The sequence below is a fragment of the Nonomuraea salmonea genome, from assembly GCF_042428605.1.
GTDB classification, from domain to species: Bacteria; Actinomycetota; Actinomycetes; order Streptosporangiales; family Streptosporangiaceae; genus Nonomuraea; species Nonomuraea salmonea.
This window is the reverse complement of record NZ_JBHMCF010000003.1, coordinates 686,404-701,705: the sequence shown is the minus strand read 5'-3', so window position 1 is coordinate 701,705 and position 15,302 is coordinate 686,404. Positions and strand designations below refer to the sequence as shown.

Below are 15,302 nucleotides of genomic sequence, written 5' to 3'. Positions count from 1 at the left end.
GTCACACTGGAAGGAACAGCCCTGGAACCGGGGGCACCCGGTGGAGTGATGTGCACTCGCCTTTCGGCGGGGCAGAGTAACCTCGACCCCCGTGAGCACGCCTGAGACCCCCAAGAGTGGAACCGCCGTGGAAGAAGCGCCGTACGTCACGATCGTCCTGCCCTGTTACAACGAGCAGGACCACGTCATCGACGAGGTGGAGCGCATCACCAAGGCGATGGACTCGAGCGGCTACACCTACGAGCTCGTCGCCATCGACGACTGCTCCACCGACGACACGCTGGCCAGGCTCAAGGAGGCCGCGCCCGACTATCCCCACCTGCGCATCCGCGCCTTCCACCGCAACGGCGGCTCCGGCACCGTGCGGCGCATCGGCACGCAGGAGGCCAGGGGCGAGATCGTGGTGTGGACCGACGCCGACATGTCCTACGCCAACGAGCGCATCCCCGAGCTGGTGCAGATCCTGGAGAAGGATCCCTCGTTCGACCAGGTGGTCGGCGCCCGCACCAGCGAGGAGGGCTCGCACAAGCTGCTGCGCGTGCCGGCCAAGTGGGTGATCCGCAAGGTGGCCGAGATGCTGGCCGGCCAGAAGATCCCCGACCTCAACTCGGGGCTGCGGGCCTTCCGCAAGTCGGTGGCGCGGCCCTACCTGCGGCTGCTGCCTCCCGGGTTCTCGTGCGTCACGACGATCACGCTGTCGTTCCTGATGAACCAGCACGACATCTACTACCTGCCGACCGACTACGCGAAGCGGGCCGGCAAGTCGAAGTTCAGCTTCGTCTCCGACGCCTACCGCTACATCCTGCAGGTGCTGCGGATGATCATGTACTTCAACCCGCTCAAGGTGCTCATGCCGCCGGCGCTGTGGCTGGTGGGCATCGGGTTCGTCAAGGGCGTCTGGGACATGATCGAGCACCCGTTCTACTTCCCCGCCAACACCGTCATGATCTTCCTGTCGGGCATGCTGATCGGGTCGGTCGCGCTGCTCGCCGACCTGATCGTGCGCTCGCGGGGAGAGTGACCGGTGCGCATCGCGATCGTCGGGCCGACGTATCCGTACAAGGGGGGCGGGGCCCAGCACACCACGGAGCTGGCGCACCGGCTGGCGGCGCTGGGCCACGACGTGGTGATCGAGTCGTGGCGCGCCCAATATCCGTCGTTCCTCTATCCGGGGCAGCAGACGATCTCCGCGCCTGAGGGCACCCCCTACGACAGGACCGTGCGCCGGCTCGACTGGCGGCGGCCCGACGGCTGGGTGGCCGCCGGGCGGCGGCTGCGCTCGGCCGACCTGGTCGTGCTCGCCGTGCTCAGCCCGGTGCAGGTGCCCGCCTACCTCGGCATCCTGTACGGGCTCAAGCGCCGCACCAAGGCGATCGCCCTGTGCCACAACGTGCTGCCGCACGAGCGCAAGCCCTACGACGAGCCGCTGATGAAGGCGCTGCTCAAGCGGGTCGACGGCGTGCTGGCCCACTCCGAGCAGCAGGCGGAGCTGGCCTGCGGGCTCACCTCCAAGCCGGTCAGCGTGGCCGGCCTGCCGCCCCACCTGCCCTCGACGACCGCGGAGCGCTCCGCCGAGGTGCACCGCAGGCTGCTGTTCTTCGGCATCGTGCGGCCGTACAAGGGGCTCGACCTGCTGCTGCGGGCGCTGCCCGACGGTGTTTCGCTGACCGTGGCCGGTGAGTTCTGGGGCGGGCTCGACGAGACCAAGGCGCTGATCGCCGAGCTGGGCATCGGCGACCGGGTCGAGCTGCGGCCGGGCTACGTCGCCGCGGGCGAGGTGCCGAGGCTGTTCGCCGCCGCCGACGCGCTCGTGCTGCCCTACCGCAGCGCCACGGCCAGCCAGAACGTCTGGCTCGGCCACGAGCACGGCGTGCCGGTGATCGCGACCAGGGTGGGCGCGCTGGCCGAGCACGTCACCGACGGCGTGGACGGCCTGCTGGTCGAGCCGAACGACGTGGGGGCCCTGCGCGAGGCGATCGAGCGGTTCTACGCCTCGGGCGAGCCCGAGAGGTTGCGGTCGGGGGTCAAGGCGGTCGATCCCGAGCCGTTCTGGTCGGCGTACGCGGGCACGCTGCTGGCCGCCTGACGGCCGAGCAGCACGAACAGCCCCGCGAGCGCCGCGTCGGCCAGCGTGAACGCCACCCGCGACACGATCGCCACCGCGAGCGCCGGCGGCGTGCCGATGACCGGCCCGAGCACGAGCACCAGCGCGCCCTCCCTGACGCCGACGCCGGCCGGCACCACGACGGTCAGGATGCCGGTGGCCCAGGCGAACGCGTAGGCGCCGGTCGCGATCACATAGAGGTCGGCGCTCCCGGCGACCAGCCAGATGTGCAGGCCGTAGACGAGCCAGCCGAGCGCCGTCCAGCCCACCGCCACCAGCACCGTACGGCCGGGCAGCACGCTCTCCAGCGGCTCCTTGCGCGCGATGCGCAGGGCCAGGTTGAGCCCCCAGGTCAGCACCTTGGGATGCAGGCAAACGATGATCACCGGCACCAGCAGCACGAGGTACCACGCCTGCCGCACCGCCTCCAGCGTTCCCAGCGTGGCCGCGGCGATCGAGATCGCCACCCCGAGGTTGATCACCAGGCCCAGCGAGATCGTCGCGAACGTGCGCCGCGGCGGGCTGCCGTGGTCGCGGCCGAGGTCCATCATCGCCGCGTACGCCCACACCGCACCCGGGATGTACTTCCCGAGCTGCCCCACGAACATGATCCGCCCGGCCACCCGCACCGGCACCCGCGTGCCCAGCCCCGCGAGGATCTCCCGCCAGGCCACCAGCATGAAGAACTGGCCGAGCAGCACCGAGCCGAAGGCTCCTAGCACCGCCCAGGGCGACATGCGCGCGAGCGCGCCGGTGGTCTCTTCCCAGTTGGCGGCCAGCCCGTAGCCCAGGAAACCGAGCGCGACCAGGGCGAGGAGGAGGCGCAGCAGGCGGCGGAGCATTGGCTCAGGTTACGCGCGGTACGCCTGGTAAAGCCAGACGACGACGGCCACCAGCGCCAGCGCCGCCAGCACCGCAGAGACGATCTTCACCACGCTGTACGGCCGCTCGCCCTGGACCTCCCCGCTCACCCCGTTGATCAGCACCTGGTACGTCCTGCCGCCGATGTCGCGCCGGCAGTCGCCCTCGATGGCCTCGGCCATGACGCCCTTCGCCCGGTCCATGCCCGCCCGCGGCTCGACGTCGTAGCGCAGGCTGTGGTGCCCGGCCACGTACGCGGGCGCGTACGGCACCGCCCGCCCGAGCGGCCACGGCTGCAGCGCGTCGAGGCGGTCGGCGGGGAGCCGGTGCGTGGCCGGGATCAGCACGTCGTCGACATTCCTGGCCACCCTGCCCTGTGCCGGGTACCAGCGGGTGCGCCGCTCGCGGCGGGTGACTCGCGCACGACGAGCCGGGCGCCCATCTTGATCTCGTTGTCGTGGCGGGGGAAACGCCAGACGAGGGTGTCGCGGCTGTCGTCCAGCCATTCGACGATGTCGATGAACTCGCCGCGAATCTTGTCGAGAAGTGCCACTATGCCCCCGTTCGTCAGCCCCCCGCCAGGTCGGACACCGTACCAAAGCGGTTTGACGTCGGATGGGCGCAGAGGTCGGTACGGTTGGGAGTCGTGGTGAAAGAACGGGTCGCGCAGCTCGAATACTCGGAGTTCCAGTCCGCCATGCTCGACGAGGAGAAGCGGCGGCGGAAGGCGGCGAAGATCATCGCCGTCCTCGAGCACTTCCACGGGCCGCTCGACGGGCTCACGGTGGGCGACGTCGGCTGCTCGGCCGGCTTCATCGCCGACGAGCTGGCGCGGGCCGGTGCCCGCCACACGCTGGGCATCGACATCGACGTGCCGGGGCTGCGCAAGGCGGCCGACCGGTTCGGCGAGCGGGTGGCGTTCGTCTGCGGCGACGGCACGGCGCTGCCGTTCCCCGACGGCTCGATCGACGTGCTGGTCTTCAACCACATCTACGAGCACGTCGTCGACCCCGACGCGGTGGTGGCCGAGATGCACCGGGTGCTGTCCGACGACGGCGTGCTCTACCTGGGGCTCGGCAACCGGCTCGGCATCATGGAGCCCCACTACAAGCTGCCGTTCCTGTCCTATCTGCCGCCGGCGCTCGCCGACCGCTACGTCCGCGCGTCCGGCCGGGCCGACCACTACTACGAGCGGTTCAGGACGCGGCGCGGGCTGCGCAAGATGCTGCGGGCCTTCCACATCTGGGACTACACGTTCCCCGTGCTCGCCACGCCGACCACGTTCGCGGGCGGCGAGCTGTTCCCGGGAGTGCTCGGCAAGGTGGTCAAGGCCGTCCTGTCGCGTACCCCGCGCGGAGTGCTCAAGCTGCTGCTGCCGGTCGTGCCGACGTACCTGTGGGTGGCGACCAAGCGGGCCCGCCGCCCGGTGGGCGCGCACCTGCCGCAGCCGCCCGAGCGGGTGCGGCCGCTGTGACCACCGACGAGGCCGCTTCCGAGGCCGTTCCCCGGCGCTCACCTGCTCGCCGGTTGGTGAGATACGGCTTCCTGGCCGTCGCGCTCGGCTTCGGCGCATGGGCGGTGATCAGGGAGTGGGACGCCGTGGTGGCCGGGTTCGCCAGGCTGTCGGTCCCCGCGCTCGCCGGCTCGCTGGTCGCGGTGGTCGCCGCGCTGCTCGGAGCCATGCTGACCTGGCGCACCCTGCTGGCCGACCTCGGCTCGCCGCTGCCCCTGCGCCCGGCCGCGAAGGTGTTCTTCGTCGGCCAGCTCGGCAAATACATCCCCGGCACGGTATGGCCGATGCTCGCCCAGATGGAGATGGGCCGCGACCTCGGCGTGCCGCGCCCCCGCAGCGCGACGGCGTTCTTCCTGATGATGCCCGTCCAGCTCGCCACCGGCCTGCTGGTCACGCTCGTCACGCTCGGCTGGGACCGCTACGGCTGGCTGCTGCTGTTCATCCCGCTGCTGCTCGTGCTGCTGGAGCCCAAGGTCGTCAACGCGGTGATCGGCTTCGCCCTGCGCAAGCTGAAGCGCGAGCCGCTCGAACGCCCGCTGACCAGGCGAGGCATGCTGACCGCGCTCGCCTGGGCGCTGGCCGGCTGGGTGGCCTACGGCGTCCACCTCTACTTCGTCGTCCCGCAGGGCGGCCTGGTCTTCGCGGTCGGCGCGTTCGCGCTGTCGTGGTGCCTCGGCATCATGACCTTCGTGATCCCCGCGGGGGCGGGTGTCAGGGAGCTGGCCATGGTCGCGGTGCTGGCCCCGCAGCTCGACCGGGGCTCCGCCATCGCGGTCGCCCTCGCCTCCCGGATCGTGATCATCGCCGGTGACCTGATCTGCGCCGGAACCGCCGGAATCGCAGCTCGTCGCGACTCAGTGTGATTTGGCCCACGATTTAGGGGAGGCTGGTCATAAGCTGAAATTTCAAGAGGGAGACGCCCGTCCCACGTTGATCTTGAGGGGAGAAGATCTTCGTATGCCTCGTGTGCTCGTCGATGCGGCGGCGGTCCCCGCGGACCGCGGCGCGCTGATCAGATACGTGGACGGGCTCGTGGCCGCGCTCGACCGCGCCGGCGCCGAGCTGTCCGTCGTCTGCCAGCGTTCCGAAGCCGAACGCTACCGCCGCCTCGCGCCGTCCGCCGAGATCATCCCAGGCCCCGTCGCCATCACCAACAGGGCCGCCAGGCTCGCGTGGGAGCAGAGCGGCCTGCCGCTGCTGGCCCGCAAGGCGGGGGCCGACGTCATCCACGCCCCCTACTACTCCATCCCGCTCGGCTCCGGCGTGCCGACCGTGGTGACCGTGCACGACGCGACCTGGTTCACCGAGCCCGACCAGCACGGCCCGCGCGCCTCCTTCTTTCGCTCGGCCACCCGCACCGCCGTCCGCCACGCCCGGCGCATCATCGTGCCGTCCAAGGCGACCAGGGACGAGCTGGTCCGCGTGCTCGCCGCCGACCCCACCCGCATCGACGTCGCCTACCACGGCGTGGACCTGGCGCAGTTCCACCCGCCGACCGAGGAGGAGATCCAGCGGGCGGCCACGAGGTGCGGGCTGCACGGCCAGCCGTACGTCGCGTTCCTGGGCGCGCTCGACCCCCGCAAGAACGTTCCCAACCTCATCCGCGGCTTCGCCGCCGCCGTCAAGCGGCTCGACCGGCCGCCCGCGCTGGTCATCGGCGGCGGCGTGCACGAGGACGACGTGGACGCCGCCTGCCGGGAGGTCGAGGCCACGGTCAGGGTGATCAGGCCCGGCTACCTCAGCGCGCCCGACCTGCCCGGCTTCCTGGGCGGCGCGCTCGTCGTGGCCTTCCCCTCGCGCGGCGAGGGGTTCGGGCTGCCGGTGCTGGAGGCGATGGCCTGCGGCGCGCCGGTGCTGACGACTCACCGTTCGTCGCTGCCCGAGGTCGGCGGCGACGCCGTCGCCTACACCGAGCCCGACGCCGACAGCATCGCCACCGCGCTGGGCGAGCTGCTGGCCGCCCCCGAGCGCAGGCGGCAACTGCGGGAGGCCGGGCTCGCCAGGGCCCGCGAATTCACCTGGGACGCCTCGGCCGAGGCGCATCTCAGCTCCTATCAACGCGCGATCGAATAGTTCGGTAACCTCACGGAGTGATGGAGAGCTCTTTGCCAGACCTCGAGGCGATCCTCCTGGTCGGGGGGCAGGGCACGCGCCTGCGTCCGCTGACACTGGGCACGCCGAAGCCGCTGCTGCCGACCGCCGGGGTGCCGTTCCTGGCCCACCAGCTGGCGCGGGCGCGATCGTTCGGCGTGCGCCGGATCGTGTTCGCGACCTCCTACAAGGCGTCCATGTTCGAGCCGGCCTTCGGCGACGGCTCGGGGTTCGGGCTCACGCTCGAGTACATGACGGAGGAGACCCCGCTCGGCACGGGCGGCGCGATCCGCAACGCCGCGGAGGCGCTCACGTCGGGGCCCGACGACCCGGTGCTCATCCTCAACGGCGACATCCTGTCCGGCCACGACATCGGCGAGCAGGTGCGTCTCCATCGCGCGCGCGAGGCCGCTGTAACGCTCCATCTGACAGAAGTGGACGACCCGAGCCGGTTCGGCTGCGTGCCGACCGACGACGAGGGCCGCGTGACGGCCTTCCTGGAGAAGACGCCCAACCCCGTCACCAACCGCATCAACGCCGGCTGCTACGTCTTCACCCGCTCGGTGATCGACTCGATCCCGCGCGACGAGGTCGTGTCGGTCGAGCGCGAGACGTTCCCCGGGCTCATCGAGTCGGGGCGGCTCGTGCTGGGCTACGCCACCCGCACCTACTGGCTCGACGTCGGCACGCCGGCCGCGTTCGTGCAGGGCTCGCGCGACCTGGTGCTGGGCCGGCTGGCCTCGCCCGCGCTGCCCGGCCCGACCGGCGAATACCTGGCGCTCGACGGCGCGCGGGTCTCGTCCGAGGCGAAGGTGCTGGGCGGCACGGCCGTCGGCGCCGGCGCGGTGATCGAGGCGGGCGCCACGGTGGCCGGCTCGGTGCTGAGCGACGGCTGCGTGGTCGAGGCGGGCGCCTCCGTCACCGACTCGGTGCTCGGCCAGGGCGCGCGCGTCTGCGCCGGCACGGTGGTGCGCGACGCGGTCATCGGCGACGGCGCGATCGTGGGGCCCGGCAACGAGCTGCAGCACGGCGTACGCATCTGGCCGGGCGTCGAGCTGCCCGAGCGGGCGCTGCGCTATTCCAGCGACGTCTGAGCACGCGGCAGACTGGACGTGTGAAAGAGCGCAGGTGGGTGCCCGGCGGGCCGCTCGACGTCGAGCTGGCCCTGCACCCGCACCGCAGGGGCGGCGGCGACCCCACCTGGCGCAAGGGCAATGACGGCTCGGTGTGGCGCACGTCAAGGACTCCCGACGGGCCCTGCACGCTCCGGGTGAGCGTCGCGGCCGGCACCGTGCTCGGGCGGGCGTGGGGGCCGGGCGCCGACTGGGCGCTGGAGACGCTGCCCGCGCTGCTCGGCGCGGACGACGACCTGTCCGGGTTCAGTGTCCGGCACGAGGTGCTGGCCGAGGCCGTACGCAAGCATCCGGGGGTGCGCATCGGGCGGACCGGCCGCGTCATGGAGGCGCTGGTGCCCGCCGTGCTGGAGCAGAAGGTCGTCGGCAGGGAGGCGTGGCGGGCCTGGCGCTGGCTGCTGACGCACTACGGCGAGCCCGCGCCTGGTCCCGCGCCCGAGGGCATGCGGGTGGTGCCTGAGCCCGTGGTGTGGCGGCAGATCCCGAGCTGGCACTGGCACCGGGCGGGCGCGGAGGCCGTCCGCGCGCGGACCATCGCCACCGCGGCCTGGCACGCCGGCAAGCTGGAGGCGGCGGCCACCACGCAGGAGCTCGACCGGCTGCTGCGGGCGCTGCCCGGCGTCGGGGTGTGGACCTCGGCGGAGGTGCGGCAGCGGGCGCTCGGCGACCCCGACGCGGTCAGCGTGGGCGACTTCCACCTGGCCAAGCTGGTCGGCTACGCCCTGACGGGGGAGAAGACCGACGACAGGGGGATGCTGCGGCTGCTGGAGCCGTACGCGGGGCATCGGCACCGGGCGACCGTGCTGGTCTGGCTCACCGGGCTGCGCCCGCCGGCCAGGGGGCCGCGCATGCCGGTGCGCGACTACCGGTCGTTCTGAGCCGACCCTGGGTGCGTACGGCGAACTCAGGCCGACGTACTGTGCACCTTATGAGTTCTGACTCCGCGCTCCGCCGCGCCCTCGCCCGCGCCAGGGACGGCAAGACGCTCGACGTCACCGAGGCGACCGTCCTGCTGCACGCCCGTGACGGCCACCTCGACACGCTCCTCGACCACGCCTCCCGGGTGCGCGACGCCGGGCTGCGGACCGTCGGCCGCGAGGGGATCATCACCTACAGCAAGAAGGTCTTCATCCCGTTGACCCGGCTGTGCCGGGACCGCTGTGGTTACTGCACGTTCGCGACGGCGCCCCACAAGCTGCCCGCGCCGTTCCTCAGCCCTGACGAGGTGCTGGAGATCGCCCGGCAGGGGGCGGCGATGGGGTGCAAGGAGGCGCTGTTCACGCTGGGCGACCGGCCGGAGGATCGCTGGCACCAGGCGAGGGAGTGGCTCGACGCCCATGGCTATGACGACACGTTGTCCTACGTCCGGGCCATGGCGATCAGGGTGCTGGAGGAGACCGGTCTGCTGCCGCACCTCAACCCCGGGGTGCTGAGCTGGCGCGACCTGCAGCGGCTGAAGCCGGTGGCGCCGTCGATGGGCATGATGCTGGAGACCACGTCGCGCCGGCTCTATGAGGAGAAGGGGCAGCCGCACTACGGCTCGCCCGACAAGGACCCGGCCGTGCGGCTGCGGGTGCTGGAGGACGCCGGGCGCTCCAACGTGCCGTTCACCACGGGCATCCTCATCGGCATCGGCGAGACCGTCGAGGACCGCGCCGAGTCGATCTTCGCGATCAGGAAGGTGGCCAGGGAGTACGGCGGTGTCCAGGAGGTCATCGTGCAGAACTTCCGCGCCAAGCCCGACACCGCGATGCGCGGCCTGCCGGACGCCGACCTGCAGGAGCTGGCCGCCACGATCGCGGTCGCCAGGCTCGTGCTCGGCCCCCGCGTACGCCTCCAGGCGCCGCCCAACCTGGTGGACGCCGAGTACGAGCTGATGATCAGGGCCGGCATCGACGACTGGGGCGGCGTGTCCCCGCTCACCCCCGACCACGTCAACCCGGAGCGGCCGTGGCCGCAGATCGACGAGCTGGCGGCACGCACGCGCGATGCCGGGTTCGCGCTCAGGGAACGCCTGACCATCTACCCCGAGTACGTCCGCGCCGGCGAGCCCTGGCTCGACCCTCGCCTGTTCGCCCACGTCGCCGCGCTCGCCGACCCCGACACAGGCTTGGCCCGCGAGGACGCGGTGCTCGAAGGCCGCCCGTGGCAGGAGCCCGACGGCGGATTCGCCGCGTCCGGCCGGGTGGACCTGCACGTCGAGGTGGACACGACCGGCCGCACCCACGACCGCCGCGACGACTTCGACCACGTCTACGGCGACTGGGACGCCCTGCGCGAACGGCTCGGCACGGTCGCCGCCGCCACGCCCAGCGACGTGCGGCAGGCGCTGCGGCGCGCCGGGTCCGACCCGGCCGGGCTGACGGACGCCGAGGCCGTGGCCCTGCTCGGCGCCGACGGCGAGGCGCTGGACGAGCTGGCCGCCATCGCCGACGGGCTGCGCCGAGAGGCGGTGGGCGACGACGTCACCTACGTCGTCAACCGCAACATCAACTTCACCAACGTCTGCTACACCGGGTGCCGTTTCTGCGCCTTCGCCCAGCGCAGGACCGACGCCGACGCCTACACCCTGAGCCTCGACCAGGTCGCCGACCGCGCCGAGGAGGCGTGGGCGGCTGGGGCGACCGAGGTGTGCATGCAGGGCGGCATCCACCCCGACCTGCCCGGCACCGCGTACTTCGACATCGCGCGGGCGGTCAAGGAGCGCACGCCGGACATGCACGTGCACGCCTTCTCCCCGATGGAGGTCATCAACGGCGCCAGCCGGACGAACCTGTCCATCCGCGACTGGCTGGAGGCCGCCAAGGAGGCCGGCGTGGACTCGCTGCCCGGCACCGCGGCCGAGATCCTCGACGACGACGTGCGCTGGGTGCTCACCAAGGGCAAGCTGCCGGCCAAGGAGTGGATCGAGGTCATCACCACCGCCCACCGGGTGGGCATCCCCACCACCTCGACCATGATGTACGGCCACGTGGACAACCACCTGCACTGGGTCAGGCACATCAAGCTCATCCGCAGGCTGCAGGAGGAGACCGGCGGCTTCTCGGAGTTCGTGCTGCTGCCGTTCGTGCACACCAGCGCGCCCATCTATCTCGCGGGCGTGGCCAGGCCGGGCCCCACCGCGCAGGAGAACAGGGCCGTGCACGCGCTGGCCAGGATCCTGCTGCACGGCGCCATCGCCAACATCCAGTGCTCCTGGGTCAAGCTCCAGGACGATTTGTGCCGCCAGGTGCTCCAGGGCGGGGTCAACGACCTCGGCGGCACGCTCATGGAGGAGACGATCAGCCGGATGGCCGGGTCGGAGAACGGGTCGTACAAGACGATCAGCGAGCTGCGCGCGATGGTCGAGGTGAGCGGCCGCCCGGTCAGGCAGCGCACCACCGAGTACGGCGTCCCGAGCGCGGAGCGGCTGGCGGCCTCGGCGGCCAGCGACGGCGTCTGTCAGAGCGTCAGAAAGGTCCTGCCACTGGCCTAGTTGTAACATGTTCTAACAACGTCTTGCGTGCGCCAGGTGAGGCGCTGGGAGAATCGTCACTCCCCCGGGAGAGAGGTTCACCGTGCGGTTGGGTCGGCACCACGCCGCGCTGTCCCCCGAGCAGCGCCGCAGGAAGGCGTTCAGACGCGGCATGCTGGCGGGGCTGACGGCCGTGGCGATCGTCGCGGCCGGTCTCGTCGTCGTCTTCGGCGGCGGCGGCCTGCTGTGCCGCACGCGAGAGCCTGTTCTGGTCGACGTCGCGGCCGCCGTGGACATCGCGCCGGCCGTCATGGAGGCGGCCGACGCGTTCAACGCGACCAAGACGGCCGCGGGTGGCCGGTGCGTGCTCGTCCAGGTGACCGAGCAGCCGCCGGCCACGGTCCTGCGCACGCTCATCGGCGACCGGGCCGGCGTACTGCGCGAGCGGCCCGACGGCTGGATCGCCGACTCCTCGGCCTGGATCAGGCTGGCCCGCCAGCAGGGCGCGAGCGCGCTGCCGGCCGAGGAGAGCGTGGTGGCCACCTCGCCGCTGGTGTTCGCCACGCGGTCGTCGCTGGCCAGGCGCTTCTCCGTGGGCGGCACGCAGATGAACTGGCGGATGGTCTTCCCCTCGACCGTACGCGGGCGGCTGGCGCCCACCGCCGACGAGCCCGACGTCGTCCGCGTGCCCGACCCCTCGCTGGCCGGCGCCGGCATCGCGACCGTGGCCGCCGCGAGGGACGTCGTCGGCTCGGGGCCCGACGCCGACAAGGCGCTGACCGCGTTCGTCCGGTGGGCGCAGGCCGGCTCCGCGCCCGACTACCGCAGCATGCTGGCCGCCGTGGACGACCGCACGTTCTGGCAGCGGCCCGTCGTGATCGTTCCGGAGCAGTCGGTCTTCCAGCACGGCCTGCGGCCGTCGGCCGACCCGGTGGTGGCGCTGCACCCGCGCGAGGGCACGATCAGCCTCGACTACCCGTACGTCGTGACCGCCGGCGACCCGGCGGTGGCCGAGGCGTCCAGCGCGTTCGCGGCGTGGCTGCGCGGCCCGCAGGCGCAGGAGATCGTCAGGCGGGCCGGGTTCAGGTCGGGCGACGGCCGCCAGGGCCCGATCTCGCCAGGCCCGCAGCTCCCCACCACCGCGCCCCTGACCAGGACGTCGGTCTCACCGGATGACATCGACGAGGCCCTGCGCGCCTGGAGCCGCCTGGCCCCCGCGACGAACATCCTCGTGCTGGCCGACACCTCCAAGCACATGGCCGAGCGGCTGAACGGCCGCCCCCGGCTGGACGTCGCCCTCGAAGCCGCCAAGATCGGCCTGCGGCTCTTCCCCGACTCCACGCACATGGGCCTGTGGGAGTTCGCCGGCGGCATCGGCGGCATCAAGGGCTACCGGCAGCTCGTCGGCCTCGGCCCGATCAGCGAGCCGGAGCGCGGCCAGGTCGTCCGCAAGGCCCGCCTCGACGAGCTGACCAGCACGATCACCGCGCATCCGCGCCGCGACAGCTCCCTGTACGACGCGGTGCTCAGCGGCTTCCGCAGGGTGACGAGCGACTACCGGGAGGAGATGAACAACGCGCTCCTGGTCATCACCGCGGGCAAGGACGACGGCGAGGGCGTCAAGCTGCCCGACCTCGTACGGCGGCTGCGCGAGGAGTGGGACCCCGACCGGCCCGTGCAGATCATCGTCATCGCCTTCGGCAAGGGCGTGGACCGCGACGGGCTGGCGCAGATCGCCGCCGCCACCAACGGCTCGCTGCACGAGGCGCAGGAGCCCGGCGAGATCATCGACGTGTTCCTCGCCGCGCTGGCCCGCCGCCTGTGCCACCCCACCTGCAAGCCGACGACCTGACCGTCAGCGGACGACGATGAAGTCGGCCGGGTCGCGGGGGGCGCGGTCGCGCGGCGGCGCGGCGGCGTGACCGACGGCCACGCAGCCCATCGGGTCCCACGACTCGGGCAGATCGAGCACCTCGCGCACCACCGGCCGGCAGAACATCGTGGACGACACCCACGCCGAGCCCAGCCCCTCGACGGCGAGCTGGATGAGGAAGTTCTCCACCCCCGCGCCCGTCGCCACCACGAACATCTCCCGCTCCGAGGCGTTGCGCCGGTCGTCGCGGTAGGTGTGGGAGCCCTCCATGACCAGGCAGGGCACGACCAGGTAAGGGGCGTTGCGCAGCACGTCGCCGCGCCTGACCCGCTTGGCGATCGACTCCTCGGAGAAGCCGTCGCCGCGCAGGTCGGCGATCCACGCCTCACGCATGGCGTCGAGCAGCTTCGTCCTGGTCTCGGGCGACTCCAGCAGCACGAACCGCCACGGCGTCGTGTGGTGCGGCGCGGGCGCCGCGATGCCCGCCGCGACCGCCCTGCGCACCGCCGCCGGATCGACGGGCTCGCCGGAGAACTCCCTGATCGTCCGGCGGGCGAACACCACGTCACGCGAGCCGTGACGGAACAGGTCCTCGTCGGCCGGGCGCACCAGCGGACGGGCGCCTGGCCCGTCGTCGTCGGTCACCAGATGGGAGAGCCCGCGCACGATCGCCACGGGGACGCCGTCGAGCTTGCCCTTGACCAGCTCGGCCGCGCTCGCGATCTCGTCGGCCAGCGCGGTGACCGTGGCGCTCAGCTGGTTGCCGTAGGAGTCGGCGCGGCCGCGGTAGTCGTCGAGCGGGCGCAGCCCGGCCACGCCGATCGCCACGTCGGTGAGGCCGTTACGCCAAGGACGCCCGAACGTGTCGGAGACGATCACCCCGGCGCGGCGGCCGAGGCCCGCCCTGATGCGCCGGGCCGAGGCGTCGGAGTCCTCGGGCAGCAGCAGCACCGTGCCGGCCTCGGTGTTGGAGGCGTCGACCCCGGCGGCGGCCATCACGAAGCCGTGGCGGGTCTGGGTGATGACGGTGTCGCCGCGCCGTGCGACCACCCGCGCCGTCTCCTCCGCGATCGCCGCCGTGCGGTCGGGCGCGTGGCGTACGCGGCCCTCCGCCTTGCTCACGATCTTGGACGTGACCACCACGATGTCGCCGTCACGCACGTCCGCGCCGGCGAGCAGCGCCGCCACGTCGTCGCCCGGCCGCACCTCGCCGATGCCGGTCACCGCGATCACTTCGACGTGCTGGGGAGTGGTGGTCATCGGCTGAGCTCCTGGGCGAGGTCGAGTGCGGTACGGGCGATGCCGGCCGCGGCGTCGGCGTCGTGCATGAGGATCGGCCCGGCGACCACCTTGACGCCGTCGAGCGCGACCCCGGCGTCCTCCCCGGCCACCAGCCAGCCGTCGATCAGGTCGGCGCCGTACAGCTCGAGCACGGCCTGCGCGGTCGTCTCGACGCCGATGGCGGTCAGGCAGGCGTCGGCCATGCCGCGCACCGGCGCGCCGCCGATGATCGGCGAGACGCCGACGACGGTCTTGGGCAGCAGCGCCTCGCGGATGCCCGGCACCTGGAGGATCGTGCCGATGCTCACCACCGGGTTGGACGGCGGCAGCACCACCACGTCGGCCTGCTCGATCGCCTCCAGCACGCCCGGCGCGGGCTTGGCCGTGTCGGCGCCGACCAGCGCGAACGACTGCGCGGGGACCGAGGCGCGCAGGCGTACCCACCACTCCTGGAAGTGGATCGCGCGCCTGCCGTGCTCGTCCTCGATCACGACGTGGGTCTCGCAGCGGTCGTCGGTCATCGGCAGCAGCCGCACGCCCGGCCGCCAGCGCGCGCAGAGCGCCTCGGTGATCTGCGAGAGCGGGTAGCCGGCCTCCAGCATCTGCGAGCGCACGATGTGGGTGGCGAAGTCGCGGTCGCCGAGCCCGAACCACTGCGGCTCGACGCCGTACGCGGCCAGTTCCTCCTTGACGACGTGGGACTCCTTCGCCCTGCCCCAGCCCTGCTCCTCGTCGATGCCGCCGCCGAGGGTGTACATGACGGTGTCGAGGTCGGGGCAGACGCGCAGGCCGAACAGGGTGATGTCGTCGCCCGTGTTGCCGATGACGGTGATGGAGGCGTCGGGGGCGGCGGCGCGCAGGCCGCGCAGGAACCGGGCGCCGCCGATGCCGCCGGCGAGGGACACGATGTGCATGCGGACCAGTCTTCCACCGGCCCGCGGCGAGCCCGTCGCGGGATCTGTTTTGCAGGAGCGGTCCGCCTTATATGTCGA

At 72.3% G+C, this 15,302-nt stretch carries 14 protein-coding genes; 9 read left to right on the top strand and 5 right to left on the bottom strand.

Annotated elements, in window-relative coordinates:
* The first annotated feature begins 91 nt into the window (after nt 1-91).
* Entirely contained in the window at nt 92-1,021 is a 930-nt protein-coding gene (locus tag ACFFR3_RS04345; protein WP_364365225.1) for a glycosyltransferase family 2 protein, read from the top strand.
* Nucleotides 1,022-1,024: 3 nt separating this feature from the next.
* Entirely contained in the window at nt 1,025-2,086 is a 1,062-nt protein-coding gene (locus tag ACFFR3_RS04340) for a glycosyltransferase family 4 protein (protein ID WP_364365228.1), read from the top strand.
* On the opposite strand, the gene ACFFR3_RS04335 is transcribed toward ACFFR3_RS04340, so the two are convergent.
* Genes ACFFR3_RS04335 through ACFFR3_RS04325 form a run of 3 tightly spaced genes read right to left on the bottom strand, consistent with a single transcriptional unit; the run spans nt 1,987 to nt 3,518 of the window.
* Nucleotides 1,987-2,946 carry a lysylphosphatidylglycerol synthase transmembrane domain-containing protein gene (locus ACFFR3_RS04335; protein WP_364365231.1) on the bottom strand — a complete coding sequence of 320 codons (960 nt, stop codon included), beginning with the start codon at nt 2,944-2,946 and terminating at the stop codon, nt 1,987-1,989. The genes ACFFR3_RS04340 and ACFFR3_RS04335 overlap by 100 nt on opposite strands.
* Nucleotides 2,947-2,955: 9 nt before the next feature.
* Entirely contained in the window at nt 2,956-3,312 is a 357-nt protein-coding gene (locus ACFFR3_RS04330; protein WP_364365233.1) for a hypothetical protein, read from the bottom strand.
* The gene (locus tag ACFFR3_RS04325; RefSeq protein ID WP_345396524.1) at nt 3,306-3,518 is read right to left on the bottom strand and encodes an SPFH domain-containing protein; all 213 of its coding nucleotides are present in this window, start codon (nt 3,516-3,518) and stop codon (nt 3,306-3,308) included. The genes ACFFR3_RS04330 and ACFFR3_RS04325 overlap by 7 nt, the downstream gene beginning before the upstream one ends.
* Before the next feature lie 93 nt (nt 3,519-3,611).
* On the opposite strand from ACFFR3_RS04325, the gene ACFFR3_RS04320 reads away from it, so the two are divergent.
* The 7 genes from ACFFR3_RS04320 (at nt 3,612) to ACFFR3_RS04290 (ending at nt 13,008) form a co-directional block, all read left to right on the top strand.
* The gene (locus ACFFR3_RS04320) at nt 3,612-4,439 is read left to right on the top strand and encodes a class I SAM-dependent methyltransferase (RefSeq protein ID WP_364365236.1); all 828 of its coding nucleotides are present in this window, start codon (nt 3,612-3,614) and stop codon (nt 4,437-4,439) included.
* Nucleotides 4,436-5,341 carry a lysylphosphatidylglycerol synthase domain-containing protein gene (locus tag ACFFR3_RS04315; protein ID WP_379482624.1) on the top strand — a complete coding sequence of 302 codons (906 nt, stop codon included), beginning with the start codon at nt 4,436-4,438 and terminating at the stop codon, nt 5,339-5,341. Before ACFFR3_RS04320 ends, ACFFR3_RS04315 begins: the two co-directional genes overlap by 4 nt.
* Nucleotides 5,342-5,435: 94 nt before the next feature.
* Nucleotides 5,436-6,551, top strand: a complete 1,116-nt coding sequence (locus ACFFR3_RS04310; protein ID WP_379482623.1) for a glycosyltransferase family 4 protein — start codon at nt 5,436-5,438, stop codon at nt 6,549-6,551.
* A gap of 32 nt (nt 6,552-6,583) precedes the next feature.
* The gene (gene manB, locus ACFFR3_RS04305) at nt 6,584-7,663 is read left to right on the top strand and encodes a mannose-1-phosphate guanylyltransferase (RefSeq protein ID WP_425569220.1); all 1,080 of its coding nucleotides are present in this window, start codon (nt 6,584-6,586) and stop codon (nt 7,661-7,663) included.
* Between the two features lie 20 nt (nt 7,664-7,683).
* Nucleotides 7,684-8,580: a DNA-3-methyladenine glycosylase family protein gene (locus ACFFR3_RS04300; RefSeq protein ID WP_364365245.1), complete on the top strand. Its 897-nt coding sequence runs from the start codon at nt 7,684-7,686 to the stop codon at nt 8,578-8,580.
* Nucleotides 8,581-8,630: 50 nt separating this feature from the next.
* The gene (locus tag ACFFR3_RS04295; protein ID WP_364365248.1) at nt 8,631-11,177 is read left to right on the top strand and encodes a bifunctional FO biosynthesis protein CofGH; all 2,547 of its coding nucleotides are present in this window, start codon (nt 8,631-8,633) and stop codon (nt 11,175-11,177) included.
* Between the two features lie 82 nt (nt 11,178-11,259).
* On the top strand, nt 11,260-13,008 hold the full coding sequence (locus tag ACFFR3_RS04290; protein WP_379482622.1) for a substrate-binding and VWA domain-containing protein: 1,749 nt from the start codon (nt 11,260-11,262) through the stop codon (nt 13,006-13,008).
* A 3-nt stretch (nt 13,009-13,011) separates the two neighbouring features.
* On the opposite strand, the gene ACFFR3_RS04285 is transcribed toward ACFFR3_RS04290, so the two are convergent.
* Entirely contained in the window at nt 13,012-14,289 is a 1,278-nt protein-coding gene (locus tag ACFFR3_RS04285) for a coenzyme F420-0:L-glutamate ligase (RefSeq protein WP_379482621.1), read from the bottom strand.
* Nucleotides 14,286-15,224: a 2-phospho-L-lactate transferase gene (cofD, locus tag ACFFR3_RS04280; RefSeq protein WP_345396545.1), complete on the bottom strand. Its 939-nt coding sequence runs from the start codon at nt 15,222-15,224 to the stop codon at nt 14,286-14,288. The genes ACFFR3_RS04285 and cofD overlap by 4 nt, the downstream gene beginning before the upstream one ends.
* Between the last annotated feature and the right edge of the window lie 78 nt (nt 15,225-15,302).

Coding starts and splice junctions, on each gene's coding strand:
- ACFFR3_RS04335 (WP_364365231.1), bottom strand. CDS start 2,946: ATGCTCCGCCGCCTGCTGCGCCTCCTCCTCGCCCTGGTCGCGCTCGGT.
- ACFFR3_RS04310 (WP_379482623.1), top strand. CDS start 5,436: ATGCCTCGTGTGCTCGTCGATGCGGCGGCGGTCCCCGCGGACCGCGGC.
- ACFFR3_RS04295 (WP_364365248.1), top strand. CDS start 8,631: ATGAGTTCTGACTCCGCGCTCCGCCGCGCCCTCGCCCGCGCCAGGGAC.
- ACFFR3_RS04285 (WP_379482621.1), bottom strand. CDS start 14,289: ATGACCACCACTCCCCAGCACGTCGAAGTGATCGCGGTGACCGGCATC.
- cofD (WP_345396545.1), bottom strand. CDS start 15,224: ATGCACATCGTGTCCCTCGCCGGCGGCATCGGCGGCGCCCGGTTCCTG.